This window comes from Herbaspirillum sp. NPDC101397 (assembly GCF_044767325.1).
Lineage (GTDB): Bacteria > Pseudomonadota > Gammaproteobacteria > Burkholderiales > Burkholderiaceae_D > Herbaspirillum.
Genome location: NZ_JBIWNS010000002.1, coordinates 256,131 through 280,067, shown reverse-complemented (window position 1 = coordinate 280,067; position 23,937 = coordinate 256,131). Strand labels below are relative to the sequence as shown.

Here is a 23,937-nt window from a genome sequence, read left to right as displayed (position 1 = left end):
CCACAGTTACCCACAGAAACTGTGGGTAACCATGTGAGCAAGTCTGTACAACCTTGGCAAGTCACTGATTTTATTGAAATACTGTGGCGCGCCTCAAAATCAGGCAGTTGCTGAAAAACTGTGCAGGGAGTCCTATTTGGACTCCTTTTTTTGTGGCTGCGGCAAAGGGCCGTCAAGCTCGGTTTTACTGGCTTTGGCGGCATCATCCTCGCCCGGCGCCAGGTAACGTTCCACCGCGCCAAAGAAGCGGTCGTAAAAATGTGCCGAGCGGATGGTTTCGCTGGCCACCCGCACCAGCGAGTCATCGCTGGACCCGAACGGCATGGAGACTGAGCCCAGCACACCCACGCCGAGGCTGGCCGAGTTGTTGGTTTTCTTCAGCGCGTAGCGATCCTGGGTGGCACTGACGAAGACCGAGGCCTTCTGATCGGCCTTGCCGTTCCCTGCGCAGACGATGTGGAAGGCGATTTCGACGTGCTGGTCGGCTTCCGGCTGGAAGCTCTTGGTGCCGTCGACAATATTGGCCTGCGCCTTGCTGATGATGTAGCCCTGGCCCAGGAGGGCGCGGCGCGCGGCTTCGCAGACTGCGGCGTCGCTGCCGCCGAAGCTGCGCGAATAGGTGTCGGTTTCGCTGAAATCTTCCTGATGGTAAAACGATGGCTTGGACGTGGAGCAGCCCGCCAGCAGCGCGACGGCCACGAGCGGCAGCACGGTATAAGCGAACGGCAAAGGAAGCGAGCGGCGCATGCCTGGATTCTCCTGAAGGTAATTCGATACCCCCGATTGTAAATTATCGGCAAGCCCGCAAGTCGAAGCAGAAGGTAAGGAGTGGTAACAGCGAAGTCGCCGCCGACGCGAAATGACGCGGCCCGTTATACTGGCGATGAAGACGAATATTTTGGTTTAAATGTGAATTTTCGTTGATTTCTTGTTGAATATTTCTCGCCGGTCATGACGTAAAAATTTCATTTGAGGCAGCTTCGGCCTCGCAGCAATTTGACGGCATCATGAACCGCAGAAAAAGAATCGGGACAGAGAACAGTCATGGACACACTACAGAAACTGCTCGGCATCGAGCTGCCGTTGATTCAGGCGCCCCTGGCGGGGATTCAGGGCCACGCCATGGCCATCGCGGTATCGAATGCTGGCGGGCTGGGCTCTTTGCCCTGTGCAATGCTGACGCCCGAGACCCTGCGCAAGGAACTTGAATTGATTCGCGCGGGCACGTCCAAGCCCTACAACGTCAATTTTTTCGCCCACACGCCGCCGACGCCGGATGCCGCACGTGAAGCTGCCTGGCGCACCGCGCTCGCGCCTTATTATCGCGAGTACGGCATCGATCCCGAGCTCATTCCGCAAGGGGCCGGCCGTGCGCCTTTCTCCGCCGAGGCCGCGGAACTGCTGAGCGAATTCAAGCCGCCGGTGGTGAGTTTCCATTTCGGCTTGCCCGACCAAGCATTGATCGACCGCGTACGCAAGTGGGGCGCCAAAGTACTGTGTTCGGCCACCACCGTGGCGGAAGCGCGCTGGCTGGAAGAGCAGGGTGTCGACGCCATTATTGCGCAAGGTCTCGAAGCAGGCGGTCATCGCGGCTTCTTCCTCACGCACGACCTGTCGACGCAAATCGGTACTTTTGCCTTGCTGCCGCAAATTGTCCGTGCCGTCAAAGTCCCGGTGATTGCCTCCGGCGGAATTGCCGACGCGGCCGGCGTGGCTGCCGCCAAGCTGCTGGGAGCAGCCGGCGTGCAGATCGGCACCGCGTACATGCTGACACCGGAAGCCCTTACCAGCGCGCCGCATCGCGCTGCGCTCAAGGGGCCCGCCGCCGAACACACTGCGCTGACGACCTTGTTTACAGGCGGTCCGGCGCGCGGCATCGTCAATCGCGTCATGCGCGAGCTGGGGCCGTTGAGCAGCGCCGCGCAAGTTTTTCCGCTCGCCACCGCCGCGATTGCGCCGTTGCGCGCCAAGGCGGAAGCCCAGGGCAGCGGCGATTTTTCTCCGCTGTGGTCGGGACAGAATGCCCGTGGTTGCAAGGAAATTCCTTCAGCTGACCTGACCCGTGAGTTGGCCGCCGGGTGGGCTTAAGGTTGGAGAGCGGCTGTGTGCCGGCAATAAGTTGATCAGGATCATGTCTCAATAAAAATTGGCATAGAAAGTCAGAAGATTTATTGTTTCGATATAGAAATTCGGTGTAATGTCTATTTCGCAATGCCAAGTTGCAATCAAGATACCGAAGTGAATGCGAGTCACGGGCTTGAAAGAATTGATGCATAGTATGGTGGTGGGGGTCTCACAATATCTTTCCAACCGGAAGTGTTGTGGGGGCTGCGTCAACCGTCAGATTCGAATAACCGACGAGCTAAAAACAAGCGATGGATAAAACAAAGAAAACGGAACTGGAGCGGATCCGTAGAGAGTTGATCAATGCGCACAATCGCGCTGCCTGGCATATGGCGGCGACGATCGTCAAGGCGTCGCTGGTCAAGGGTGGGATGGATGAGCCGCCGACGGCAAGGGAACTTGCCGATCTCAATGCGACGATCACCAATTTGCGCAGCGTCGCCGAAGACGCCATTGAACTGCTCAAGAAATAGGGTCGCAAGGCGGGATCATCGCTCCTGGCATCCACCCTGGTCTGTTTCCTGCTCTGGAAAGAGGTAGCGTATTTTCCGCAAGTTTGCTTTGCCAATCCAAGGATCGACGCACGGTTAGATCGGGTTTCTACCGATATTGAACGTGGCCTCGCCGGAAATGTCCTTACAATACGATCTCGTAAAAATATTGTTTATTGATAAATAGATAACTTGATTTTTCATGGATTATTACAATATTCGTACCGTAGAGTATTGAAGTTTCCAGAAATGTTTTAAACTGGCAACAGTAAAAAATCCAGATAAAAATCTAGATAGTCCCTCGCTCTCACTAACTCGCAAGAATCACATTACCCAACATGGCAGATGATCAATATTTCCTGGTGGTAGACGACTTTTCTACCATGAGGCGCATCGTAACCGGTTTGCTCAAAGAACTTGAGTTCACCAAGATGGCAGAGGCCGAAGACGGCGCCGCGGCGATGAAAGTGCTGGAAGGCGGCGCAGCTCCCATCACCTTCGTGCTGACCGACTGGAATATGCCGGTGATGGATGGCCTGGCCTTGCTGAAAAAAATCCGTGCGACACCGTCCCTGGCGCATCTGCCGGTCCTGATGATTACTGCGGAAGCGAAGAAGGAGAATATCGTCGAAGCGGCGCAAGCCGGCGCTGACGGTTATATCGTCAAGCCCTTCAATGCGGCAACGCTGAAAGATAAGATCGAAAAGATCATTCATCGTCGCGCCAACATGGCGACGTAAGGATCTGTGAAATATGCGGGCCGGGGCCGCATCAGGCGACTGGTTCGGCTGCTCGGGCTGCCGTGCCGTCAGCCGATGGCGAAGTAAGCGCGTATATCGCCGGCAGTCCAGGATTTGATCACCACACCTTCCAGCAGCACCCGGTACTCGGGCTGCTGTGTTCCATCCGCAGCTGCGATCGTGCGGCTTTGCAAAACATACTCAACATTGTTGATGATGGTCGGCAGTTCGATACATTGGTGACCGTCAGGCATTCTTCGTTTCTCCCTTGAATGGCAAAATCCTAGCATGAACCTTTCGCTTTTCGCGGGACGTTTTGTGTAAAACAGGTGAAATCTTTTCTCGTGCTTGTCGCTTTGTCAAAGCTTGGGGCAGAAAATGTGCAGTTATGTAAATGAAACTGCACATTTGATTGTCATCGCGATCATTCCTGTTTTTCACTACCCTCGACAAGGCGGCAGCGGTTATCCGTCTTTGCAAAACTTTGCGGCGTTTTACCGGGCGCGAACGAACTTCCCCGGCGCTGTTTCCTATACTGGACGCATGCCTTGTGAGAGTGCAGGGGAAATTGAACGCCGAGAGGAAATGGAATGAGTTTCGACTGGCTCTTGCACGTTTTGGCCGTGGCTGCGGCCGGAGTATGCGCCGGCGCAATCTGGATGGTGGCGAAGCAGGAACTGAGCGCTTGAGGAGATCCGCCTTGCCGCTACGACAGAGAGTCGCTGGGCAAGCCGGATCGGTTTGACGGCGCGAATGGATTAGCCGCCGCTGCCGCTGCCAGCACCGCCTGCGCCGCCGGCACCAGCACCAGCGCCTCCGGCGCCTGCACCGCCGGAACCGCCGCCGCTATTTCCGCTACCGCTGTTGCCGCCACCAGGAGGCTTGGGTGCGGCGTTGCTGTCCTTCGGTTGGCGTGAGCTCTTCTTGGTTGATTTGGTTTTTGACTTCGACATGTCGTTGTTCACGGTTTGTGCCGAATCATTGGTGGTGCTGGTGCCGGCGGTACCGGTGCTGGCCTGGGCATACGCGCCCGCGCTGAAGGTCGCGGCGACGAGAACTGCAATGAGTTTGGAATGCATGATGATCTCCTTGGATGTGGACGTCGGGCAGACGCGCGGCGTGTTGAACCATGCTAAAGAAGAATGACGCCATTGAAAGTCGGCAAGTACCGCTACACGATGTCAGAGTAGGACGGACGGCTTGTAGTGGTTTGAAGTCTTTGCCGATGGCTATGCGGCTCTTGCGCCTCCGCCGATCTGCAAGCCACGCTGCTGCAAATAGTCGTCAAACGTCTGCACGCCGCCCGCCGGATCGGCGCACGCGATGTAAGAGTCGGGCCGCAGCAGATAGGCCGCGTTGCGGGCCAGGCCTGCATGGTCGTGCTGCGCGGCCCAGGCGAAGACATGCAGAGCGATGCCGCGCGCAGCGGCCCACTCGGATAATTCCGCGCGCGCTTCGCCATAGACGTGAACTTGCCATGCAGGCGTCGCCAGGCTGGCGAAATTGTCGCCGCCATGCGTCGGCGCCCAAGGCAGGCGATCACCGCCACGGATAGCGCCCGCCTGTCCTGCACCGAGCGGGCCGTGGCGATAACTGATGGTGGTTTGCGACACCGTGCGAAACAGGAACTCGCGCGCCATCGGCAGACGCACTGCGCGTGGCAGCAACGCCGGCGCCAGGCGCGTACGCACCACCTTCGCCAGATTCCCCGGCGAAGTCACCAGCGTGAAGGCGCGGTCGGTGGTCTGCACCAGGCGTCGCGCGAAAGTCAGACGTTCCGCTTCATAACTGTCCAGCAGACTGTCGCCGGCTTGGCCCTGCAAGACCGCAGCCAGTTTCCACGCCAGGTTGATGGCGTCGCCGATGCCGGTGTTCATGCCCTGGCCGCCGACCGGACTGTGCACGTGTCCGGCATCGCCGGCGATGAAGGCGCGACCGGAGCGGAAACGGTCCGCCACGCGATGATGCACGTGATAGCTGGAGAACCAGTTGACCTTGTCGACCTTGATCTTCATCTCGCGCAGGGCGCGTTCGGAGACATCTTCAAAATTCAGCGCTGCCGCTTGTCCGTTGCCGCCCAAACCATTCACCCGATCTTCGCGGATGGTGCCGACCAGACGCGCGCGGCCGCCCGCATTCATACCGAACACCGCGACGAAGTCTGCCTCGCTGAGATCCACATGCACCTCGCCGTTGAGCGCAGGCCCGCTGCCTTCGATATCGGCGACGTAGAACAGCTGGCGATAGGTACCGCCGGAAAAATCCGCCCCCAGGCTTTTGCGCACCATCGAATGGGCGCCATCGCAGCCGACGATATAGCGCGCCTCGCAGTTCTGTGCGCGGCCGTCAGCGTCGAGATAACGCGCACTGATGTGCGGGCCGGCGTCGCTGTAGTCGATGAACTCGATGCCGCGTTCGATCACAACACCGGCCGCCTGCAACCGTTCGGCCAGCAGTTTTTCATGACGATCTTGCGGGAAGATCTGCAGGAACGGGTAGGGAGTGAGCCCTTCGCCGATCGCGCCGAGCTGCACGTGCGCTTTGTGCTCGCCTTCGGCCCACAGGTTGAAAGCCTGGGCCCGATGCCCGTCTGCCAATACGGCCTCGGTCAGGTCGAGCTGGCGATACAGTTCCAGCGTCCGCGCCTGCACCACCAGCGCGCGCGACGCCGTGCCCGGCGCAGCCGCCTTGTCGAGGATGCGCACGCGCACGCCGAATTTGTTGAGCCACAACGCGAGCACCATGCCGGTAGGGCCGGCGCCGACGATCAGGACTTCATGCTGTTCCATTGTATGTTCCTTTCAATGAGGGCCGAACCACTAGGCATCGATATGCGCCACCAGCGGCAAATGGTCTGACGCAAGGCGCGCCAACGGGCTCGCGTGCACGTGCACCCGCAACAACCGGCGGCGCGGGCTGATCCAGATGCGGTCGAGCGAAAACAGCGGCCAGCGCGCCGGGAACGTGCGGGGAGCCGGGACCGCATCGAAGTGCGACACCAGCCAGCGCAACGGCCGCCCCCAGACAAACCATTCGTTGACGTCGCCCATCAGGATCACCGGCATGCGGTCGGTATCGAAGGTCTGCAACAGACGCCTGATCTGATCGCGCCGTTCGGCCGGGCGCAGGCCCAGGTGCGTCGCCACCACGCGCAGCGGCTGGCCGTGGCAGTCGAGATCGGCGTCCAGCGCACCGCGTGCTTCGCGGCTGCCAAACGACAAGTCGATGGCGCGCGTCGCCCGCACCGGATAGCGGCTCAGCACCGCATTGCCGTAGCGGCGCTGCGGAGAGTCTTCAGTCGGACCTTCGACAGCGTGGAAGCCGGTCGCTTCCTGCAATACTTTCAGCACATCTGCATTCCGGGAACCGCCCAGCGGCACCTCTTGCAACGCGATCACATCGGCGCCGATATCGAGCAGGACACGTGCGATGCGTTCGGGCGCGAAGCGGCCGTCAATGCCGATCGCACTATGGATATTGTAGGTGGCGACGGTGAGCGGCCAGGGAGTGGGGCTGACCGGTACCGCTTGCGCGGGGGGCGCCAGGATGGCGGCGATGTCGTTCATCGCACGCTCCGCTGTTGCGGTGAAAACAATTTCTGCAAGCCCAGCGCCATGCCGATCAGCAGCGCCGCCATACCTGCCAGCAAGGCCATTGTCGCCAGGCTGGGATGGCGAATCGCTTCGGCCAGGTTATGCGCAAATGCGACCGTGAGGATAATGCCGGGCGCCATGCCGAGGAAGGTGCCGATCAGATAATCGCGCAGGCTCAGGTGCGACACGCCGGCCACCACATTGGCGATCGTGAACGGCGCCACCGGCAGCAGCCTGATCACCACCATGGCAGGGATGCCGCGCTTGGCGAAGCGCCGGCTCAGGCTGTTGACGCGGCGGCCCAGCAGCTGTTGCAGCGTCTCGCGTCCGAGCCAGACGCCAAAGCCGAAACCGGCCAGCGCACTCAGCAACGATCCCGCCAGCGCATACAGGGCGCCGTAGAACGGCCCAAACACGATGCCCGTCACCGCGATCAGCAAGGTCACCGGGAACATCAGCATACCCGCCACCAGATACACCGCCATCACCGCCAGCGGCGTGAATGGCAATGCCTCAAGGCCGCGCGCCAGGGCGATCAGCGAACTCAGATTGAGCCACTCGCGCAGCGGCGTGAAGCGCCACGCCAGAGTCAACGCCAACAGCAGGATACCGAACACGCCAAGGCCGATCAGACGGCGCGGCACCGGCTTGCGTGCATGACCGGGCACGAACTGGGCAATCAGTTCGTCGGGATTGATCGGCGTTTCCGGATCGAACATCACCTTGTCGGGCATGAGTGCCTCGATCTGCGGCAGCAGCTCCGGATCGAGCGTGACCATCGACCGGCCCTCGCTCTGCAGTGAGGCGATCGCGGCATGCAGGCCGGCGCCCTTGTCGATTTCCAACCGGACGGTTTCTACATTGACGTCGAGATGTTCTGCCAGCAAGCGGTTGCGCATATCGGCGATCGCCGCACGCATACGCGCCTGTTGGGTCTCGTCACCATGGGCTTCGATCACGAGATTGCATTCGGTGTCATACGCCATTGACCGGTTGCTCATGTTGGCCGAGCCGACGCAGAACAGGTGATCGTCGACCGCGAACACCTTGCTGTGGACATTGAGGCAGCCGTCCTGCTCGCCGGCCAGTTGCGGGCAGTACATGCGATAGCGGTCGCGACGGTCGGCGGTTTTCAGGCGCTGATGAATGCGTGCGCGCAGGTGGCCCATGGTGGCTTGCTCCAGCCAGCCGCTCTGGTTCTGCGGCGACACCACGGCGACTTCCGGCGCGTCGTCTTCAGCCAGGCGTGCCGCCAGCGCGTCGTGCAGCACATTGGAGGTGAAGTACTGATTTTCGAAGAACAAGGAATGCCGTGCCGTTGCGATGGCGTCGAGGTAGAGCTGACGGATTTCGCCGACGCCGTCGATGCCGTCACGTTCCGGTTCGGTGCGTGCGATGCCGATCTCGACCTCGCACAGGTCGGCTTCCACACCGGCCGGCCACAGGTCGTCGCCACCTCCAGCCTTGTTCAGCGCCAGCGCAGGTCTGCAGCCGGCACGCGACCAGCGCATGCGCGCCAATTCGCCCAGTGCTTCAGCGGCCTCGCCGTCGACCATGGCCTGCACGTCATGGAAAGGACCGTAGGATTTGTCATCAATGTCGCGGCGCAACGGTTGATCCGGCGCATGTTCCGGCGTGTCCCAGCGATTGCGCGTCAAATCGATGCCGCCCGCGAAGGCCAGCTTGTCGTCCACCACGACGATTTTCTGATGATGCGAAGCGCCGACCGGATGGCTGGCGTCCATATGGAAGTAGAGCCGGCTGCGCTTGCGCCAACCGTGCTTGTAGGCAGGCGGCCATTCGCGCTCCAAGGCATACAGCATCGCAAAATCCCAGTTCAGGATATAGACGTGCAGTTGCGGACGTTCCTCAATCAGTGCGTTGAGGAAGTCGCCCAGCGCCTCCGGATAGCCGTCGTCGGCGCCTCCCGGCATCAGTCGCATGCGGCTGTCGATGTCCCAGCCCAGGATGAACACGCTGCGCTGCGCCTTTCGCACAGCGGCACGCACAGCGCTGAAATAGGCGTCAGCGTCGATCAGCAGTTTGAAGCGATGAGCCGGCGCAATGCGCCAGCAATTCTTGCCGGGCTCGAGCAGGCGAGTTCGGGATGGCGCTGGCTCGGTATGCATGGATCCGCTGACCTTTCGGTAATGCCTGCGGTGCAGGCGCAATAAGGGATTCCAGCGTAAACAGGACAGTCCGGCGCGGGTATCGGCAAATGCCTTTTTCCAAAGTCAGACAAAAAGGAAGTTGAAGGGGCGCAACAAGCGCAATGTGGGAAATGTTGCGATTTTGGAATCATTCCAATGAATTCATAAATCCCGCAGGTGCGCCGCAAAGCCCGACACCCCCGGCGCAATCTCCTCACGCAGCGTCAACGCCGGGATGGCGTAGTCGCCGGCGTTTTGCGGACGGAACGCAATCGGCGTGGTGCTGGCGAGCGTGTCGAGGCGCTCACCGAGCGCTGCGCAGATGTCGGCGTAGCGCGCAGCATCGGTCTTGCCGGTGCGGTACACGACGAACGGCGGCAGCACCGCGAAGCCGGGGTAATACAGGATGCCATGGTGGATAGGGAACAGCAGGTCGTTGATCGGGCCGTTGATGCCGCGCGCTGCATAGTGCGACTCCCAGCCGCCGGTGGTGGTGATTACCATCGCGCGTTTCCCTGCCAGCGTGCCTTCTCCAAAACGGTCGCCCCAGTGGGTATCGGAATGTTCACCGACGCCATAGGCAAAGCCGTAAGCGTACACGCGTTCCACCCAGCCCTTCATGATGGCCGGCATGGAATACCACCACAGCGGAAATTGCAAAATCACCATATCGGCCCAGCGCAGCTTGTCCTGTTCGCGCGCGATATCTGCACTTTGCAGGCCGTTCTCAAAGGCATGCATCGATGCCAGCGATGCATCGAAGCGTTCGCCGTTGCGCGGCGCCAGGCTGTCGTTGGCATCGATCGGCGCTTTCCAGTTCATGGCATACAGATCCGACACTTGTACGGCGTGGCCGGCCGCCTCCAGGCGCGCAACCGAGAAATCCTTGAGGGAACCGTTCAGCGATTGCGGTTCGGGATGGGCGTAGACAATCAGGACATTCATGGCGGGCTTTCAAAAGAAGGAAGCGCCCAGCTTAGGTCTGTGTCAGGTATATTGGAAATGAATTTCTACAATGACAGGTATTACGAAAGCTGATCATGAACAAGCTGCGGCAACTCGATCTCAATCTTCTGGTGACGCTGGACGTGCTGCTGTCTGAGCACAATGTCACACGTGCGGCGCAGCGACTCAACTTCTCGCAGCCGTCGGTCAGCGTGCATCTGGCCAAGCTGCGTGAAATCTTCGGCGACCCGTTGCTGTTGCCGGGACCGCGCGGCATGCAGCCGACCGCACGCGCCGAAGAATTGCGGGAACCCTTGCGTGAAGCCTTGCAGGCGCTCGAGCGTGCGGTGGCGCCGGGTGAAGGATTCGATCCCGCCACGGCGGACAATACCTGGCGCATCGCCGCTACCGACGCCACCGAAACGGCAGTGTTGCTGCCGGCCTTGCCGGGATTGCGCGCCGCCGCACCCGGTACGCGCCTGGCGGTGGTTGAACTGGCGCCGACGCGCATTGCGCGGCAGGCGGAGCAGGGCGAGATCGATCTGGCCTTTCATACCAGCCATGATGCGCCACCGGGCCTGCGGCAGCGCGTGCTGTTCCGCGAGCGCTATGTCCTGGTGGGGCGCAGTGGGCATCCCAAGCTCCGGCGCAAGCCGACGCCGGCGCAGTTCTGCGCGCTGGAGCACGTGATCGTATCGCCGGATGGCGGCGGCTTTCGCGGCGTTACCGACGACGCGCTGGCGGCCGCGGGGTTGCAGCGCCGCGTGGCATTGTCGGTGCCGCACTTCCTGTTCATGATGTCGGTGCTGGCCAACACCGACATGGTGGCGATGCTGCCGTCGCGCCTGATGCGCGGATCCGCCGCGCTGCAGGTGGTCGAGCCTCCCGTCGACGTCCCCGGCTACGACATGGCGATGCTATGGCATGAACGCTCGCATCGCGATCCGGCGCATCAATGGTTGCGCGATTATCTGGTGAATTTGGTCTAGTCACTGTCGGTCTTGAACTGACTCACCGTCACGGCAAGTTCGTTTGCTTGAAGCAAAAGGGTCGATGCCGTCGCAGTCGATTCCTGCACAAGGACACTGTTTTGCTGAACCATGGCCTCGAGCTGGCCCATGGCGCGATTGACTTCGTGGATGCCCAGCGTCTGCTCATCCGCGGCTTCGGAAACTTGTCCCATCATTGTTTTGACGTCGTTGACCGACGCCACGATTTCCTGCATGGTCTGTCCAGCCACGGCGACACGCGAGGATCCTGAAGCGATGCTGTCGATGGTGGCTTCAATCAGTCCCTTGATTTCCTTGGCGGCTTGCGCGCTTCGTTGCGCGAGGCTGCGGACCTCACTGGAGACGACTGCGAATCCTCGTCCCTGTTCCCCGGCACGTGCGGCCTCGACTGCGGCATTTAAGGCAAGGATGTTGGTCTGGAAAGCAATCCCGTCGATGGCACTGATAATGCTGCGGATTCTGCCCGCAGCCACTTCGATTTCCTGCATATAGGCAATCACGCCCGTGATCACTTCGCCGCCACGTGCGGCGATCGTCGAGGCGTCAGTCGATTTAGAGTTGGCGTCCTTGGCCGCACTTGCCGACAGGCTGACGGTAGAAGTGATTTCCTCAATCGACGTTGCCGTCTGTTCCAGGCTGGCGGCAGCCGCTTCCGTTCTTCCGGATAATTCCTCGTTTCCGCTTGCAATCTGGTTCGCTGCCTCCCGGACCGCTTCGCTGATGACGCGTACCTGGCGCGTAACGATCAGCAGCTTTTCCGCAAAGCGATTGAACGCCGTGGAGAGCTGCGCCAGTTCGTCTTCGCCTGCGGCCGGCAAGCGTTTAGTCAGGTCGCCCGAGCCAGAAGAAATCGCGATCATTGCGTCTTTGATCGTATCGAGGCGCCTGAGCAATATCGTCGTCACCGCGTACATCACCAGCGCTGCCACGATCATGATCGCGACAAGCACCAGGATCGCGGCGGACAATTGCGAACGCATGCCTGCCGTGGCTTCCGCCTCATCCAGCGCGACTACCACGTGCCAGTCGGTCCCCTTGATCGGCGTTACTTTCAGCAATTTCGTCGTGCCGTTGATCTTGACCGGAAGGGGCTGCGTCGCCGACGTCAAAGCACTGATCGATAGATCCGGAATCAGCGTGGAGATCGGTTTGCCGATCATTTTTGCATCGGAGAACGCAATGATATTTCCGTTTCCTGCAAACAGGATGCCCAGGCTGCTTGGCGTCGGATGAATCGCATCGACGTTCGCCAGCACGGTCGCCATGCTGACGTTGCCTCCCACAACTTCCTTGATCCCGTTCGGCCCTTCTGCCGGCGCGGCGAAGGCCACGACGTATTTGCCGGAAGTGATATCGATATAGGGCGTCGTGACAATCGGCTTGCCCGAAGCCGTCGCTTGTTTGTACCAGGGGCGCTCGACGGGATTGAAGTCCGAAGGGAGATTGGTTTTTGCGGTGGATACAAAAGTCTTGTCCGCGCGACCCATGAACACGGCGGTGAAACCGCCTGCGTTCTGAACATCGATGAACGTCGAGAGTGGATCAGGCTCGCTCGCCGCGGTTCTCAGCGAAATGATCATCTGTGCGCGCGTCGCAACCCAGTCGTCAATGCCGGCGACGTGGCCTGCGGAGACGGAGTCCAGATTCGAAACGATCGACTGTTTGCTGAATATGTTCGCCACGAAATAGTTAAGCGCTGCGTTCGCAAGGAGTGCCGCAGCGAGGATGGACAGACTGGCGATGAGAATTCTCGTCCGGATTGAGCGGAACAATGACATGGTGAAGCCTCGAATAAGTAAGGCGTGAATGCGAAGCCAGTCCGCAATCCCCGGGTTTGTTATGAGAACTGTCTGCAGGCATGTCGCCTGGCCGATCAATTCCGTCGTCAGAACGCCCCGCAGTCGATGGTTCTTCCAGAAGCGAAGCAACAACGGGAGTCGTTTTGCATTATTAATACACGGTGTATACTACTTGTATAAATAAAGCTGTCAAGTTCTGCCGAGTTGATCTGTGGCGCTGAAAGGGCAGTGCCAAGCCCCTCGTTCGGCTAGACTTCGCGCTATCCTTTTTCACCCCGTACTTGTTGGAATTTGATGAATAGCAAGAAAGCCACCCTCATAGGACTTACCTCAGTGCTCCTCTGGAGTTCCATCGTTGGACTGATCCGCAGCGTGAGCGAGTATTTCGGCGCCACTGCGGGCGCGGCCATGATTTACAGCGTTGCCTCTTTGTTTTTGTTCTGCTCGGTCGGCATGCCGAAGCTCGATTCCTTCCCCAGGAAATATCTACTGTGGGGAAGCCTTCTGTTCGTTACTTATGAGCTTTGTCTTTCCCTGTCGATCGGGTATGCCGACTCGGGCAGACAGGCAATTGAGGTGGGAATGGTCAACTATTTGTGGCCGACATTCACGCTCATCTCCGCAATGACGTTCAGCAGGCAAAGGGCGACCTTGCTGGTGGTTCCCGGCGTGGCTTGCTCCATTGTCGGTATTGCTTGGGTAGTGGGTGGCGATCAGGGACTGGATGTCTTCAGCATGCTTGCCAATGTCAGAGCCAATCCGCTCAGCTACGGCCTGGCTCTGGCGGGGGCTGTTGTGTGGGCTGCATATTGCACCGTCACGACCAATGTCGCGCAGGGGAAAAACGGCGTGACGCTGTTCTTCATTCTTGTCTCATTGGCGCTTTGGGTGAAATTCTTTCTGCAGGATTACCGTCCGATCTCTTTCAGCACACCGGCCGTGGTCTATCTGCTCCTGGCGGCAGCAGCGATGGGCTTCGGGTATGCGGCATGGAATGTCGGCATCCTGCACGGCAATGTCACCGTTCTGGCAGGATCGTCGTACTTCATTCCCGTTTTCTCGTCGGCGCTGTCTGCGATCCTGCTCCGGGCTCCGTTGCCGGGATCGTTTTGGATCGGGGCGTCTCTGGTGTGTGCCGGATCGATATTGTGCTGGCGTGCAACCGGCGCCGGGAAATCTTCAGCGGGGCCGGAAGGCGTCGGCGCAGAGCGGACCTGAACTCATGCCTCCTGATTCTCTTCTCGCAGAATTTCTTGCATCTCTTCTTCGGTAAAAACCCGCGAGCGGGTATGAAATGCTTTGCCCTCAGGGCCTTCCAGTGAGAAGGTGCCGCCATGCCCTTCGATCACATCGATGATCAATTGCGTGTGCTTCCAGTATGCATACTGAGCCCGCCCGATGTAAAACGGACATCCTCCTATGTGGCCGAGATAGACGTCGCCGGCGCCCATCGTGATCTCTCCGGGCAGGTAACAATTTGCCGCGCTGTTGTCGCAGCACCCTCCGGATTGGTGAAACATCAGATCCCCGTGTTTCTTCTTCAGGAACTCCACAAGTTCCAGCGCGGCTGGCGTAGCAATTACTTTGTCTACCATGCTGTTGTCTCCATTGTTGAAATGGCGCCTCGGACGTCAGATCTGCCTGTCGTGCGGAGGGAGACAGGTGGCCGTCTCCCTCGCGGCAGTGTTTTTCTCTTGATGTTTAAAAGAAGCCCAGCTTTTGCTCGCTGTAACTCACCAGCAGATTTTTCGTTTGCTGGTAGTGATCGAGCATCACCTTGTGCGTCTCGCGACCGATGCCGGACTCTTTGTAGCCACCGAACGCGGCATGCGCCGGATAGGCGTGATAGCAGTTGGTCCAGACCCGGCCCGCCTTGATGGCGCGACCCATGCGATAGGCGACATTGCCGTTACGGCTCCAGACCCCCGCTCCCAGTCCGTAGAGGGTATCGTTGGCAATTTCGAGCGCCTCGGCTTCATCCTTGAAGGTGGTTATGGCCAGGACTGGTCCAAATATCTCTTCCTGGAAAATGCGCATCTTGTTATGTCCCTTGAACAGCGTCGGCTGGACATAGTAACCATCGGCCAGTTCCCCGCCGAGCTGGGTTTGCGCACCGCCGGCCAGCAATTGTGCACCTTCCTGTTTGCCAAGATCGAGATACGACAGGATCTTGGTCAGCTGCTCGCGCGATGCCTGCGCGCCCATCATGGTGTCGGTGTCCAGCGGGTTTTCCTGTTTGATGGAGGCAACCCGCTTGAGCACCCGTTCCATGAACTTGTCGTAGATCGATTCTTGAATCAGGGCGCGAGACGGGCAGGTGCAGACTTCACCCTGATTGAATGCAAACAGCACCAGTCCTTCAATTGCCTTGTCGAGGAAGCCGTCGTCCTTGTCCATGACATCGGCAAAAAAGATGTTCGGCGATTTTCCTCCCAACTCCAGCGTGGCGGGAATCAGGTTGTTGGCCGCGGCCTGGGCAATCACGCGGCCGGTGGTGGTGGAACCGGTAAACGCAATCTTGGCGATGCGTTTGCTGGTAGCCAGCGGCAAACCGGCTTCACGGCCATAGCCGTTGACGATGTTGAGTACGCCCGGCGGCAGCAGGTCGGCAATCAGCCCGGCCAGGATAAGGATGCTGACAGGCGTTGATTCCGCCGGTTTGAGCACCACGCAATTGCCGGCGCCGATGGCGGGAGCCAGTTTCCAGGCGGCCATCAGGATCGGGAAATTCCAGGGGATGATCTGTCCGACGACGCCCAGTGGCTCCTGGAAATGGTAGGCCACGGTGTTTTCGTCGATATTGCTCAATGCACCTTCCTGTGCGCGCAGGCAACCGGCGAAATAACGGAAATGGTCGATCGCCAGCGGAATGTCGGCATTGAGCGTTTCGCGGATCGGCTTGCCGTTGTCGACGGTTTCAGCGTAGGCCAGCAATTCCAGGTTGGCTTCGAGCCGATCGGCTATGCGGAGAAGAATGTTGGCGCGTTCGGCGGCAGGCGTGCGGCCCCAGCTGTCGGCTGCGGCGTGGGCGGCATCAAGCGCCAGTTCCACGTCTTGCGCAGTGGAGCGCGCCACTTTTGTATAAGGCTTGCCGCTGATTGGGGTGATGGCGTCGAAATATTGTCCCGCCACCGGTGCGACCCATTTACCGCCGATGAAGTTGTCGTAGTGCGTCTGATAAGTGATTTTGGCGCCGACAGCGCCGGGGAATGCGTAGAGCATTGTTGTCTCCTGAATGTTGTCATGATGGTGAAAATATCCCTCGCGGGTATCCCTCTCTATCAAGTCTTGTGCCACGGCATCCCGTGTTCGCTAAGTCGTTGATTTGATTCTTTTGCTGTCGGACCACGCGTGTTGCGGAGCCGGTCGGCAGAAGAGGTGCAACGTTCCGGAACGTGACAACTGTTCCAAAACGTGACAATCGGCGCATATCGCCGGCAAGAGCATTGCGCAGACGCTCGAACTATTTCTATACTGCTGGAACAACAAGCGGAACGACACCGCTACCGAGGAGACAGCATGGCCAATTCAAGCGCTGTACTGGCGTTGCGCCACGCGCGACAGCATCTGATCGAGCATGGCAACATGCCCGCCGGAGTCGTGAACGAACGGCTGGCGCGTTCCTGGGAACGCAGCATAGCGGCTGGGCTGCTGCCCGTGGGGCGGCTTCCCGCCGTCGAATTTTCGGAGCGCGACGCCTTGCGCCATGTACTGGTGCGAAATCACGAATTGCTCGCCTATTCCCGTCCCGTGATGGAGTACCTGTTCGAGCAAGTACACCCCTCGCAAAGCGTGGTGGTGCTGGCGGACAACCGTGGCACCTTGATGCACACGCTGGGCGATCCCAACTTCATGAGCAAGTCCGAACGTGTCGCCTTGTCCGCAGGTGCGTCCTGGCGTGAAGAACAACGTGGCACCAATGCAATCGGCACGGCCCTGGCCGAAAAATGTGCCATTGAAATCCATGGCCCCGAACATTTCCTGGAACGTAACGGTTTCCTGACCTGCGCCGCAGCGCCGATCATGTCGTCGTGCGGCCAACTGCTTGGCATTCTGGATGTGTCCGGCGAACAGCACACCGGACAGTCGCATACGCTGGGCCTGGTCAAGACCGCTGCACGCATGATCGAGAACCGCTTGCTGGTGGCCGACTGCCGTCGCAAGCGGCACCTGCGCATCCATTTTCATGCCCAGCCGGAAGGCATTGGTACGCTGGCGGAAGGTATCCTGATGTTGTCCGGCGACGGCAGGATCATCGGCGCCAATCGTGTCGCGATGGCGTTGTTTCGGATGAATTCGCTGCAGGTCGGCGCGTTGCATCTGAACATGGTGATCGACGTCAACCTAGATAGCTTGCTGGCGCAGCATCGGCGCAGGCCGGATCAACTGACCCCGGTGCACTTGCACAACGGCGTGCTGCTGTTTGCCCAGTTGCAGACTGATTACGTTGCGGCGGTTGCCATGCCTTCCGCCAGTCCGGCCAGCGCTGCGCCTCCTGCCGATGCGCTGGCGGTGCTCGACAACGGGGATCTCAATTGGCGTAGCGCGGCGGACAAGGTGCGTCGGGTGCTGGACAAATCCATTCCCATTCTGATCCAGGGCGAATCGGGAACGGGCAAGGAATACCTGGCGCGCGCAGCGCACGAGAGCAGCCTGCGTCGCAACGGCCCTTTTGTGGCGATCAATTGTGCCGCCATTCCGGAAAACCTCATTGAAGCCGAATTGTTCGGCTACGCACCAGGCGCTTTTACAGGCGCCAGGAAAGGAGGCAGCCCCGGCCGTTTGCAGGAGGCGCAGGGCGGCACGCTCTTTCTCGACGAGATAGGCGACATGCCGTTGACGATGCAGACGCGGCTGTTGAGAGTGTTGCAGGAGCGCTGCGTCACGCCCTTGGGTGGCGGCGCGGCGGTCGCGGTTGATTTTTCCCTGCTCTGCGCGACGCATTGCAAGTTGCGTGAAGAGGCGGAAAAGGGGGCGTTCCGCAGCGATCTGTACTATCGCCTCAATGGTCTGACGGTACAGCTTCCGGCACTGCGCGAACGCAGCGATTTTTGCAGTCTGGCAGGCAAAATCCTGGCTGGCCAGCACGCCGGACGCGAGCTCTATGTGGCGCCCGCCCTGTTGGAGCAGATGCAGCGTTTCGCCTGGCCGGGCAATTTGCGTCAGTTGAGCAGCGTCTTGCGTACCGCCGTCGCCATGCTCGACGATGATGAGAACTGCATCGACTGGAAGCATCTGCCGGACGACATTGCGGAAGATTTATTGGCGGCGCGAAAACAGGCGACCGCCGTCTCGGAAGAAGCGCCGCAGAATCTGCGGGCGCTGTCGCACAACGCCATCCGGCAGGCCCTCGAAAAGAGCGATGGCAACGTCTCGTTGGCGGCCCGCACGCTGGGCATCAGCCGGCAGACGCTGTATCGAAAAATGCAGGATTGATTCGACGATTGATTCGACTACGGCGCTCTCCGGAGCGGAGTTTAGAGCGGATCAGTCAAGGTCAGCGCAGCGCCATTTCGGCGAATCGTCCGTCAATCAGCCGATGTTCAACGAGCTGATGCAACGAAGCGAGGATACGTTCACTGGTGAGGCCGTCGGTGATGAACACGAGGCGAGAAGTATCATCCGCAGCCTCCTGAACAGGAAGATGCGTCGGCGGATAGACGCGATGCCGGACGCCTTGCACGACGAGCTTGCCCGGGCTGGATCTTACCGACAGTACTGATTTGAAGCGCAGGATCCGATCTCCGTGGCGATTCAGGAGGGCGGTGAGCCAGACGGAAAATGTCGCCCAGTCAAGAGCCACGTCGAGAGCCGCCGAAAAACTTTGCACCGACAAAGTATGTGCATGGCTGATTGCCTGTATCGGCGGCAATTCCCTAACAGCTACGCCCATCTCCGTCGGAGCAAATGCATGTTCCGGCACGTCGCTGAACATGATCGTGCAAGCCGGATTAACGGCGCGCACCACGCTCAGCAAGGCCTGTGCAGCCTCATCGGACACCAGATCCGTCTTGGTGAGCACGACGCGGTCTGCCGCCGCCAGCTGGGCGGCGGCTTCGGGAAAGCGCTTGAGCGACTCGGTTCCTTCCAGGGCGTCGAAGGTGGTGATGCAGGGACCCACATGGATATATTCGTCGAGATTCTCGTCCGAGAGGATGGTCCCGAGAATCGGGCCGGGGTCGGCCAGGCCGCTGGTTTCGATGATGATGCGCTGGAGATGCGGCAATTCTCCACCGGCCCGGCGTTTCAATATGGTCAGCAGCGTCGTGCGCAGATGTTCCAGCACGGTGCAGCAAAGGCACCCATCGGCAATCGTTTTGATTTCAGACTTCAGATGCAGCGTCAGACGGTCGTCGATTGATTCACGACCATATTCATTGATGATGACCAGCGTCGATTCGGGAGAGCTTGTTTCAAGAAAGCGCTTGAGCAGCGTCGTCTTCCCGCTGCCGAGAAATCCCGTGACGATATTCAGTTCAAGGCGAGGGACGAGTCTCATGATGCCTTCTCCGCTTGAATAAAGTCAGGTTCAAGGGGGTCCAGCAAAGTATGTCCGAGCTGTTCCGCGATACGCCATAACGACGACAAGTCAGCGGCGACCTGGCGACGACCGGAGGCGTTCTCGACGTAATACGACTCGCCATCCCAATCGCCGGCATCCAGGCCGCGCGGCCTCAGGATGCGTTTGATCAGTTGCAGTCGCCGCGTGCGTTCTGCACGATTCTCCAAAATACCCTTGGCGACAGAATGCTGCCCCATCGGGTCACCTGCGTCGGTCCAGTGCTGGCCTACGCCAAAGACGGCACATACTTCACACATCGCAATGCGCTCCTTACAGTGAAGACGGAAATGCCGACATGCCGACCGACATGCCGCCGATGGCGCTCAGCGAGATATATTCCGTGACCCGCTTGCGCGCCAGGTTGGTATGCGAAGCGGCGAGGTTCTCGGCGCGGTCGGCGTCTTGCTCGACCAGGGCTTTCAGAATTTCCCGATGCTCGTCCAATATTCTTCCGAGATGGCCTTCTCGTTGCTCTTCGGTCGGAAAAGTCTCGTAGCTCATCGCCAGACGCGCCACCCGAAGGTTTTCCGTCAGCAGATTGGCGTAGATTTTCGCCAGCACGCGGTTGCCGCAGGCGTTGCCGATGGCCAGATGCAGATCCCAGTTGCCATCGATCATGCCGTTGACGTCGCCCTGTTCATGCGCGTGTTCAAACGCGACCACCAGCGCTTCAATCTTAAGCAGATCCGCCGGTGTGCGCCGTAACGCCGCCAGCCGGGTCGTCGCGCGTTGCGCCAGTTCGAAGGCTTCCAGATGCTCCTGTAATTGCGGGATATCCATGGACGCCACCCGCGCGCCGCGGTTCGGCAGCAGCGAGATAAGACCTTCGGCTGCAAGACGGATCATCGCTTCTCTCAGCGGTGTTCGCGAAATGCCGAACTCATCCACGAGCGCCTGTTCATCGATATCGTCACCGGGACGCATCGCCAATGACACGATGCGTTCGCGCAGCAGGTGATAAGCCTTGGTCGCGCCGGATCCTTTGGCATTTTTGGTGACGTCATCTTGTTTCACTTCGTTCTTTTTAGGCATTGCTTCTCTGCAAAAGTGTGGTGTTGAGAGAAGTTTAGTGAAAATAATCCCTTGACACAAGATGTTTATACAATAAAAATAAGCTGTGTATTTATTGTGTATATTTAAATGAGGGATCCAAAATGACTGAAGCGACGGCTGATCTGGTGATCAGGAATGGGCGGGTACATACTTCGGAGGGGTGGTCGATCGTCAATATCTGCGTCAAAGGCGAAAAGATTGTGGGCTTGGTAGACGAGGCCAATACGCCGCCGGCGAAGCGAACTATTGATGCCGGCGGGCTGGATGTCCTGCCCGGCTTGTGGCATGTGCATTGCCACTTCCGCGAACCGGGGCATACCTATAAAGAAGACTTCACCTCCGGCACCACGGCGGCGGCGGCCGGCGGCATCACGTTCTGTATTGACATGACGAACAACGATCCGCATCCGACCACTCTGGAGACATTTGAATTGAAGCGCGAGAAAATCGCCGCCAAAGCCTTGGTTGACTACGCCCTGTATGGAGGCGGCTTGTATCCCAAGACTGTAGAGGCGCTAGCCAAAGCTGGCGCCATCGGCATCAAGATCTTCAACACGCGCCATGTCAAGGAGGTCTATCCCTATATTTCGGAACTCGGGGTGGTCGATCACGGCATCCTGCATGAACTCTACGAAGCGATTGCCGATACCGGCCTGCTTTGCGCTGTGCATCATGACGACAGCGAGTGGTGCAAACGCCTGACCTTCCGTGATTACATCAATCCCGGAAAGACCACCAACCGTGACTACATGGAAGCCTATGAACGCGGCTACATGTATGGACACGGAATGGCGGCGGGACTGGCGGCATCCATCTATTACGCTCAACTGACCAAGGTCAGGCTGCACGTGCTGCACATGGGCGTCATGCCGCCCGCAGCAAATGAACTGGTGCGTAACGCCAAGAGTCAGGGCCTGGATATTTCCTGTGAGATGGAGGCGGCGACGCTGTTCATGACGCGGGAGCAGGCAGAAAAAGTAGGGCCTGGCGCGTACGCCTGGGCGTATGCACCCGAAGCGCATTGGGAAGCCGTGCGCAACGGCACCGCCGACATGCTGGTCGGCGAACATGCACCACACACGCTGGAAGAAATTTCTCCGGGCTGGCTCGACAATTTTTCTGTACCGCTCGGCATCACCGGCGCCCAGGAATTCATTCCGCTGGTGCTCAACGCAGTCAACGACGGGAAACTCGGGTTGAACGATGTCGCACGATTATGCGCAGAAGCGCCGGCCAAGCGATTCGGTCAATTCCCCAAGAAGGGCCGGATTCAGGTTGGCGCCGATGCCGATTTCACCATTGTCGACATGCAGAAAAAGCAGACCTTCACCGTCGGCGACATGCATACCAAGGCCGGCTATACCGCGTGGGAAGGGATCGGCACCAAAGGAATGCCCGTGTTCACGATCGTGCGGGGAGTGACCGTAATGGACCACGGCAAGATTGTCGGCGTACCAGGCCATGGACAATTTCATCCCGGCATCGCCGCAGCCTGAGCAATCACACATAAAAAGCAGTTATCTGCTTCATAAAAGCATACTGTCGGAAAATGCCGGCAATACAAAGGGAGTCAAACATGAACACGCTAGGGAACGTTTCGCCACTGACGCAGCAGGAGATTGCTGCGCGCCTGGACCGTCTGCCGGTTTCGAGATTTCACATCACCGTGCTGGTGGTGGCAGCAATGTCTTTGTTCTTTGACACACTCGATACCGTCATTACCGGCTTCGTGTTGGCTGCGCTAAAACCGATCTGGGGATTTGACGCAGCGATGATCGGCATCATCTCCGCCATTGGTTTGTCCGGTTATCTGGTCGGTTCCGCCTGTGCAGGTTTCGCCGCCGATAAATACGGGCGCAAGAAAATGATCATGCTGACCCTGGTCATGTACTCGATATTCTCCGCCTCGCGCGGACTGGTCAACGACGTCTGGGGGTTTGCTGCATTGAATTTCTTTACCTGGCTGTTCGTCGGCGCGGAAAGTTCGATCGTGCCGGCTTACCTGGCCGAACTCTGGCCCACACGTGTGCGCGGAAAGCTCGGCGGCTGGATGATGGGATTCTTCGCACTGGGCATCGCCTTTTCGCCGATCTGGGCATTGAACATCATTCCGCAATGGGGATGGCGCGCGGCACTGTTCCTGACCTTGCCTTTCGCAATCGTGGTCGGCCTGATGCGATCCGGACTGCCGGAGTCGCCGCGCTGGTTGCTGAGCAGGGGACGCGCCGCCGAGGCGGAGGAAGCGTTGTCATGGATTGAGACTCGGGTTGGTCGCATCTTGCCCGATATCGCCGTTCAGGTGAAGCCGAGTGACGCCGTACCAGTCAAGAAATATCGAGCGCGGGATCTGCTCAGTCCGAAATTCCGCAAGACCACCATCATGCTGTGGCTGGCCTGGTTCGCAGAGTATGGGGTGCTCTACACGTTCATGACTTTTGTGCCGACCTTGCTGGCCATGGAAGGGTTTGGCATCGTCAAGTCGTTTCAGTTCTCGATCGCCATCTATGCATCGGTCATTCCCGGCTACATATTTGGCGGCTATATCGTCGACTGGCTCGACCGCAAGCCGACTGCGATTCTCGCTTTCATCGGAACGGCAATTTTCGGCACGCTCTTCGGCCTGGCAACGACATCAACCATGCTGATGGCATTCGGCGGGTTGACGGCGTTTTGCCTGGCCCTCGGATCGACGGCGATCTACAGCTATACGCCTGAACTGTATCCTACTGAAATCCGCGCCACCGGCATGGGTATCGCCTCCGCTTGGGGAAGAGCCGGCGCCATTATCCTGCTCCTGGTATTCGGCGTATTCGCTGTACTGAAAGGAAAGTTGTTCGTCTTTCTCATCAGCGACGTGGTGTTGTTCGTGGCGGCGATCGCCATCGCAAGATTTGGTCCGTCGACAAAAGGACAGTCTCTGGAAGATGTTTCGAGCTAAGCGAATGCGTCTGCCGACGCAGGGATCTCCAGCTAAAGACCCGCTTAGAGCGGGTCTTTTTCATACCCGGGATGTTCCGCGAACGCTGAAGGCTAGAAATTCCCGATTGCAATCTTGCGCGCCGCGTGCACGCGCGCAAGATCAATGGCCTGCTCGCGGCTTTGCGCCGGCTGTTCTGACGCGACCGGCTGGCGCTCCAGAACGCGGATGCTGCGATAGGAGGCGGCGCGGCCGCGATAGATGGTCAGGTAAGGCGTCCATGCCGACGCCGACAGGTCGGGGTAGGCCTCGAGCACAATTTCATATTGACCGATGACTTCAATCAGCATGCGTTCTCCGTTGGGTGTGGTTGCGTGTGCGCATTGTTTGGAACGTCGAGCTTAGGTGCGCGCTGCGGCCGCCGCCATCCGACCAAGGTGTGGCTGTGCTCATACCTTGGTTTAATCATCGCCTTTTTCCGACCGTGTTCCGGCGGTACTCCTTCATAGCGCAATCCCTTGCCCGCAAAGGTTTGCGTGCGATGCCAGTCGTT

Annotated in this window: 22 protein-coding genes; 8 read left to right on the top strand and 14 right to left on the bottom strand. The window is 59.1% G+C overall.

The window, feature by feature from the left end; genetic code table 11:
* Window positions 1-132: 132 nt before the first annotated feature.
* A complete protein-coding gene (locus ACIROW_RS06040; RefSeq protein WP_402273040.1) occupies window positions 133-747 on the bottom strand; it encodes a DUF2242 domain-containing protein in 615 nt (204 codons plus the stop codon).
* A gap of 297 nt (window positions 748-1,044) precedes the next feature.
* Between ACIROW_RS06040 and ACIROW_RS06035 the strand changes: the two genes are divergently transcribed.
* From ACIROW_RS06035 to ACIROW_RS06025, 3 genes are all read left to right on the top strand, one after another.
* Window positions 1,045-2,088, top strand: coding sequence for an NAD(P)H-dependent flavin oxidoreductase (locus ACIROW_RS06035; RefSeq protein WP_402273038.1), 1,044 nt, complete (start codon window positions 1,045-1,047; stop codon window positions 2,086-2,088).
* Between the two features lie 287 nt (window positions 2,089-2,375).
* Window positions 2,376-2,597 carry a hypothetical protein gene (locus tag ACIROW_RS06030; RefSeq protein ID WP_029363300.1) on the top strand — a complete coding sequence of 74 codons (222 nt, stop codon included), beginning with the start codon at window positions 2,376-2,378 and terminating at the stop codon, window positions 2,595-2,597.
* 356 nt (window positions 2,598-2,953) lie between these two features.
* Window positions 2,954-3,355, top strand: coding sequence for a response regulator (locus ACIROW_RS06025; RefSeq protein WP_016833583.1), 402 nt, complete (start codon window positions 2,954-2,956; stop codon window positions 3,353-3,355).
* Window positions 3,356-3,423: 68 nt separating this feature from the next.
* Here ACIROW_RS06025 and ACIROW_RS06020 read toward each other — a convergent pair whose 3' ends face one another.
* From ACIROW_RS06020 to ACIROW_RS05995, 6 genes are all read right to left on the bottom strand, one after another.
* Window positions 3,424-3,609 carry a hypothetical protein gene (locus ACIROW_RS06020; protein ID WP_402273035.1) on the bottom strand — a complete coding sequence of 62 codons (186 nt, stop codon included), beginning with the start codon at window positions 3,607-3,609 and terminating at the stop codon, window positions 3,424-3,426.
* 504 nt (window positions 3,610-4,113) lie between these two features.
* Window positions 4,114-4,434: a hypothetical protein gene (locus ACIROW_RS06015; protein ID WP_402273032.1), complete on the bottom strand. Its 321-nt coding sequence runs from the start codon at window positions 4,432-4,434 to the stop codon at window positions 4,114-4,116.
* A gap of 150 nt (window positions 4,435-4,584) precedes the next feature.
* Complete coding sequence (locus ACIROW_RS06010) at window positions 4,585-6,144, bottom strand: FAD-dependent monooxygenase (protein WP_402273029.1); 1,560 nt, start codon at window positions 6,142-6,144, stop codon at window positions 4,585-4,587.
* 30 nt (window positions 6,145-6,174) lie between these two features.
* Window positions 6,175-6,921, bottom strand: a complete 747-nt coding sequence (locus ACIROW_RS06005; RefSeq protein WP_402273027.1) for an endonuclease/exonuclease/phosphatase family protein — start codon at window positions 6,919-6,921, stop codon at window positions 6,175-6,177.
* Complete coding sequence (locus ACIROW_RS06000) at window positions 6,918-9,077, bottom strand: VTT domain-containing protein (RefSeq protein WP_402273024.1); 2,160 nt, start codon at window positions 9,075-9,077, stop codon at window positions 6,918-6,920. Before ACIROW_RS06000 ends, ACIROW_RS06005 begins: the two co-directional genes overlap by 4 nt.
* A 183-nt stretch (window positions 9,078-9,260) precedes the next feature.
* Entirely contained in the window at window positions 9,261-10,043 is a 783-nt protein-coding gene (locus ACIROW_RS05995; protein ID WP_402273022.1) for an NAD(P)H-dependent oxidoreductase, read from the bottom strand.
* Window positions 10,044-10,138: 95 nt separating this feature from the next.
* On the opposite strand from ACIROW_RS05995, the gene ACIROW_RS05990 reads away from it, so the two are divergent.
* The gene (locus ACIROW_RS05990) at window positions 10,139-11,032 is read left to right on the top strand and encodes a LysR family transcriptional regulator (RefSeq protein ID WP_402273019.1); all 894 of its coding nucleotides are present in this window, start codon (window positions 10,139-10,141) and stop codon (window positions 11,030-11,032) included.
* On the opposite strand, the gene ACIROW_RS05985 is transcribed toward ACIROW_RS05990, so the two are convergent.
* On the bottom strand, window positions 11,029-12,825 hold the full coding sequence (locus ACIROW_RS05985; protein ID WP_402273830.1) for a methyl-accepting chemotaxis protein: 1,797 nt from the start codon (window positions 12,823-12,825) through the stop codon (window positions 11,029-11,031). The two genes, ACIROW_RS05990 and ACIROW_RS05985, sit on opposite strands and share 4 nt — an antisense overlap.
* Window positions 12,826-13,146: 321 nt before the next feature.
* Between ACIROW_RS05985 and yddG the strand changes: the two genes are divergently transcribed.
* On the top strand, window positions 13,147-14,070 hold the full coding sequence (yddG, locus tag ACIROW_RS05980) for an aromatic amino acid DMT transporter YddG (protein ID WP_402273016.1): 924 nt from the start codon (window positions 13,147-13,149) through the stop codon (window positions 14,068-14,070).
* Between the two features lie 2 nt (window positions 14,071-14,072).
* On the opposite strand, the gene ACIROW_RS05975 is transcribed toward yddG, so the two are convergent.
* Together ACIROW_RS05975 and adh are read right to left on the bottom strand one after the other, a co-directional pair.
* Window positions 14,073-14,447 (bottom strand): DUF779 domain-containing protein, encoded by a 375-nt coding sequence (locus tag ACIROW_RS05975; RefSeq protein ID WP_402273013.1) that lies wholly within the window; start codon window positions 14,445-14,447, stop codon window positions 14,073-14,075.
* 106 nt (window positions 14,448-14,553) lie between these two features.
* Window positions 14,554-16,074: an aldehyde dehydrogenase gene (gene adh / locus ACIROW_RS05970; protein WP_402273010.1), complete on the bottom strand. Its 1,521-nt coding sequence runs from the start codon at window positions 16,072-16,074 to the stop codon at window positions 14,554-14,556.
* A 297-nt stretch (window positions 16,075-16,371) separates the two neighbouring features.
* Between adh and ACIROW_RS05965 the strand changes: the two genes are divergently transcribed.
* Window positions 16,372-18,288 carry a sigma-54-dependent Fis family transcriptional regulator gene (locus ACIROW_RS05965; RefSeq protein ID WP_402273828.1) on the top strand — a complete coding sequence of 639 codons (1,917 nt, stop codon included), beginning with the start codon at window positions 16,372-16,374 and terminating at the stop codon, window positions 18,286-18,288.
* Window positions 18,289-18,349: 61 nt separating this feature from the next.
* Here ACIROW_RS05965 and ACIROW_RS05960 read toward each other — a convergent pair whose 3' ends face one another.
* Genes ACIROW_RS05960 through ACIROW_RS05950 form a run of 3 tightly spaced genes read right to left on the bottom strand, consistent with a single transcriptional unit; the run spans window position 18,350 to window position 20,446 of the window.
* Window positions 18,350-19,351: a CobW family GTP-binding protein gene (locus ACIROW_RS05960; protein WP_402273007.1), complete on the bottom strand. Its 1,002-nt coding sequence runs from the start codon at window positions 19,349-19,351 to the stop codon at window positions 18,350-18,352.
* Window positions 19,348-19,671, bottom strand: a complete 324-nt coding sequence (locus tag ACIROW_RS05955; protein ID WP_402273005.1) for a hypothetical protein — start codon at window positions 19,669-19,671, stop codon at window positions 19,348-19,350. Before ACIROW_RS05955 ends, ACIROW_RS05960 begins: the two co-directional genes overlap by 4 nt.
* Before the next feature lie 13 nt (window positions 19,672-19,684).
* Window positions 19,685-20,446: a GntR family transcriptional regulator gene (locus ACIROW_RS05950; RefSeq protein ID WP_402273002.1), complete on the bottom strand. Its 762-nt coding sequence runs from the start codon at window positions 20,444-20,446 to the stop codon at window positions 19,685-19,687.
* Between the two features lie 122 nt (window positions 20,447-20,568).
* Here ACIROW_RS05950 and ACIROW_RS05945 point away from each other — a divergent pair, with 122 nt between their 5' ends.
* Both ACIROW_RS05945 and ACIROW_RS05940 read left to right on the top strand, forming a co-directional pair.
* Window positions 20,569-21,963 carry a dihydroorotase family protein gene (locus tag ACIROW_RS05945; protein ID WP_402272999.1) on the top strand — a complete coding sequence of 465 codons (1,395 nt, stop codon included), beginning with the start codon at window positions 20,569-20,571 and terminating at the stop codon, window positions 21,961-21,963.
* 53 nt (window positions 21,964-22,016) lie between these two features.
* Window positions 22,017-23,405: an MFS transporter gene (locus ACIROW_RS05940; RefSeq protein ID WP_402272996.1), complete on the top strand. Its 1,389-nt coding sequence runs from the start codon at window positions 22,017-22,019 to the stop codon at window positions 23,403-23,405.
* A 92-nt stretch (window positions 23,406-23,497) separates the two neighbouring features.
* Here ACIROW_RS05940 and ACIROW_RS05935 read toward each other — a convergent pair whose 3' ends face one another.
* Window positions 23,498-23,734, bottom strand: coding sequence for a hypothetical protein (locus tag ACIROW_RS05935; protein WP_402272994.1), 237 nt, complete (start codon window positions 23,732-23,734; stop codon window positions 23,498-23,500).
* Window positions 23,735-23,937: the final 203 nt, after the last annotated feature.

Bases quoted from the DNA above. Each gene is read 5' to 3' on its own strand.
- ACIROW_RS06040 (WP_402273040.1), bottom strand. From the start codon at position 747: ATGCGCCGCTCGCTTCCTTTGCCGTTCGCTTATACCGTGCTGCCGCTC.
- ACIROW_RS06035 (WP_402273038.1), top strand. From the start codon at position 1,045: ATGGACACACTACAGAAACTGCTCGGCATCGAGCTGCCGTTGATTCAG.
- ACIROW_RS06030 (WP_029363300.1), top strand. From the start codon at position 2,376: ATGGATAAAACAAAGAAAACGGAACTGGAGCGGATCCGTAGAGAGTTG.
- ACIROW_RS06025 (WP_016833583.1), top strand. From the start codon at position 2,954: ATGGCAGATGATCAATATTTCCTGGTGGTAGACGACTTTTCTACCATG.
- ACIROW_RS06020 (WP_402273035.1), bottom strand. From the start codon at position 3,609: ATGCCTGACGGTCACCAATGTATCGAACTGCCGACCATCATCAACAAT.
- ACIROW_RS06015 (WP_402273032.1), bottom strand. From the start codon at position 4,434: ATGCATTCCAAACTCATTGCAGTTCTCGTCGCCGCGACCTTCAGCGCG.
- ACIROW_RS06010 (WP_402273029.1), bottom strand. From the start codon at position 6,144: ATGGAACAGCATGAAGTCCTGATCGTCGGCGCCGGCCCTACCGGCATG.
- ACIROW_RS06005 (WP_402273027.1), bottom strand. From the start codon at position 6,921: ATGAACGACATCGCCGCCATCCTGGCGCCCCCCGCGCAAGCGGTACCG.
- ACIROW_RS06000 (WP_402273024.1), bottom strand. From the start codon at position 9,077: ATGCATACCGAGCCAGCGCCATCCCGAACTCGCCTGCTCGAGCCCGGC.
- ACIROW_RS05995 (WP_402273022.1), bottom strand. From the start codon at position 10,043: ATGAATGTCCTGATTGTCTACGCCCATCCCGAACCGCAATCGCTGAAC.
- ACIROW_RS05990 (WP_402273019.1), top strand. From the start codon at position 10,139: ATGAACAAGCTGCGGCAACTCGATCTCAATCTTCTGGTGACGCTGGAC.
- yddG (WP_402273016.1), top strand. From the start codon at position 13,147: ATGAATAGCAAGAAAGCCACCCTCATAGGACTTACCTCAGTGCTCCTC.
- ACIROW_RS05975 (WP_402273013.1), bottom strand. From the start codon at position 14,447: ATGGTAGACAAAGTAATTGCTACGCCAGCCGCGCTGGAACTTGTGGAG.
- adh (WP_402273010.1), bottom strand. From the start codon at position 16,074: ATGCTCTACGCATTCCCCGGCGCTGTCGGCGCCAAAATCACTTATCAG.
- ACIROW_RS05965 (WP_402273828.1), top strand. From the start codon at position 16,372: ATGGCCAATTCAAGCGCTGTACTGGCGTTGCGCCACGCGCGACAGCAT.
- ACIROW_RS05960 (WP_402273007.1), bottom strand. From the start codon at position 19,351: ATGAGACTCGTCCCTCGCCTTGAACTGAATATCGTCACGGGATTTCTC.
- ACIROW_RS05955 (WP_402273005.1), bottom strand. From the start codon at position 19,671: ATGTGTGAAGTATGTGCCGTCTTTGGCGTAGGCCAGCACTGGACCGAC.
- ACIROW_RS05950 (WP_402273002.1), bottom strand. From the start codon at position 20,446: ATGCCTAAAAAGAACGAAGTGAAACAAGATGACGTCACCAAAAATGCC.
- ACIROW_RS05945 (WP_402272999.1), top strand. From the start codon at position 20,569: ATGACTGAAGCGACGGCTGATCTGGTGATCAGGAATGGGCGGGTACAT.
- ACIROW_RS05940 (WP_402272996.1), top strand. From the start codon at position 22,017: ATGCCGGCAATACAAAGGGAGTCAAACATGAACACGCTAGGGAACGTT.
- ACIROW_RS05935 (WP_402272994.1), bottom strand. From the start codon at position 23,734: ATGCTGATTGAAGTCATCGGTCAATATGAAATTGTGCTCGAGGCCTAC.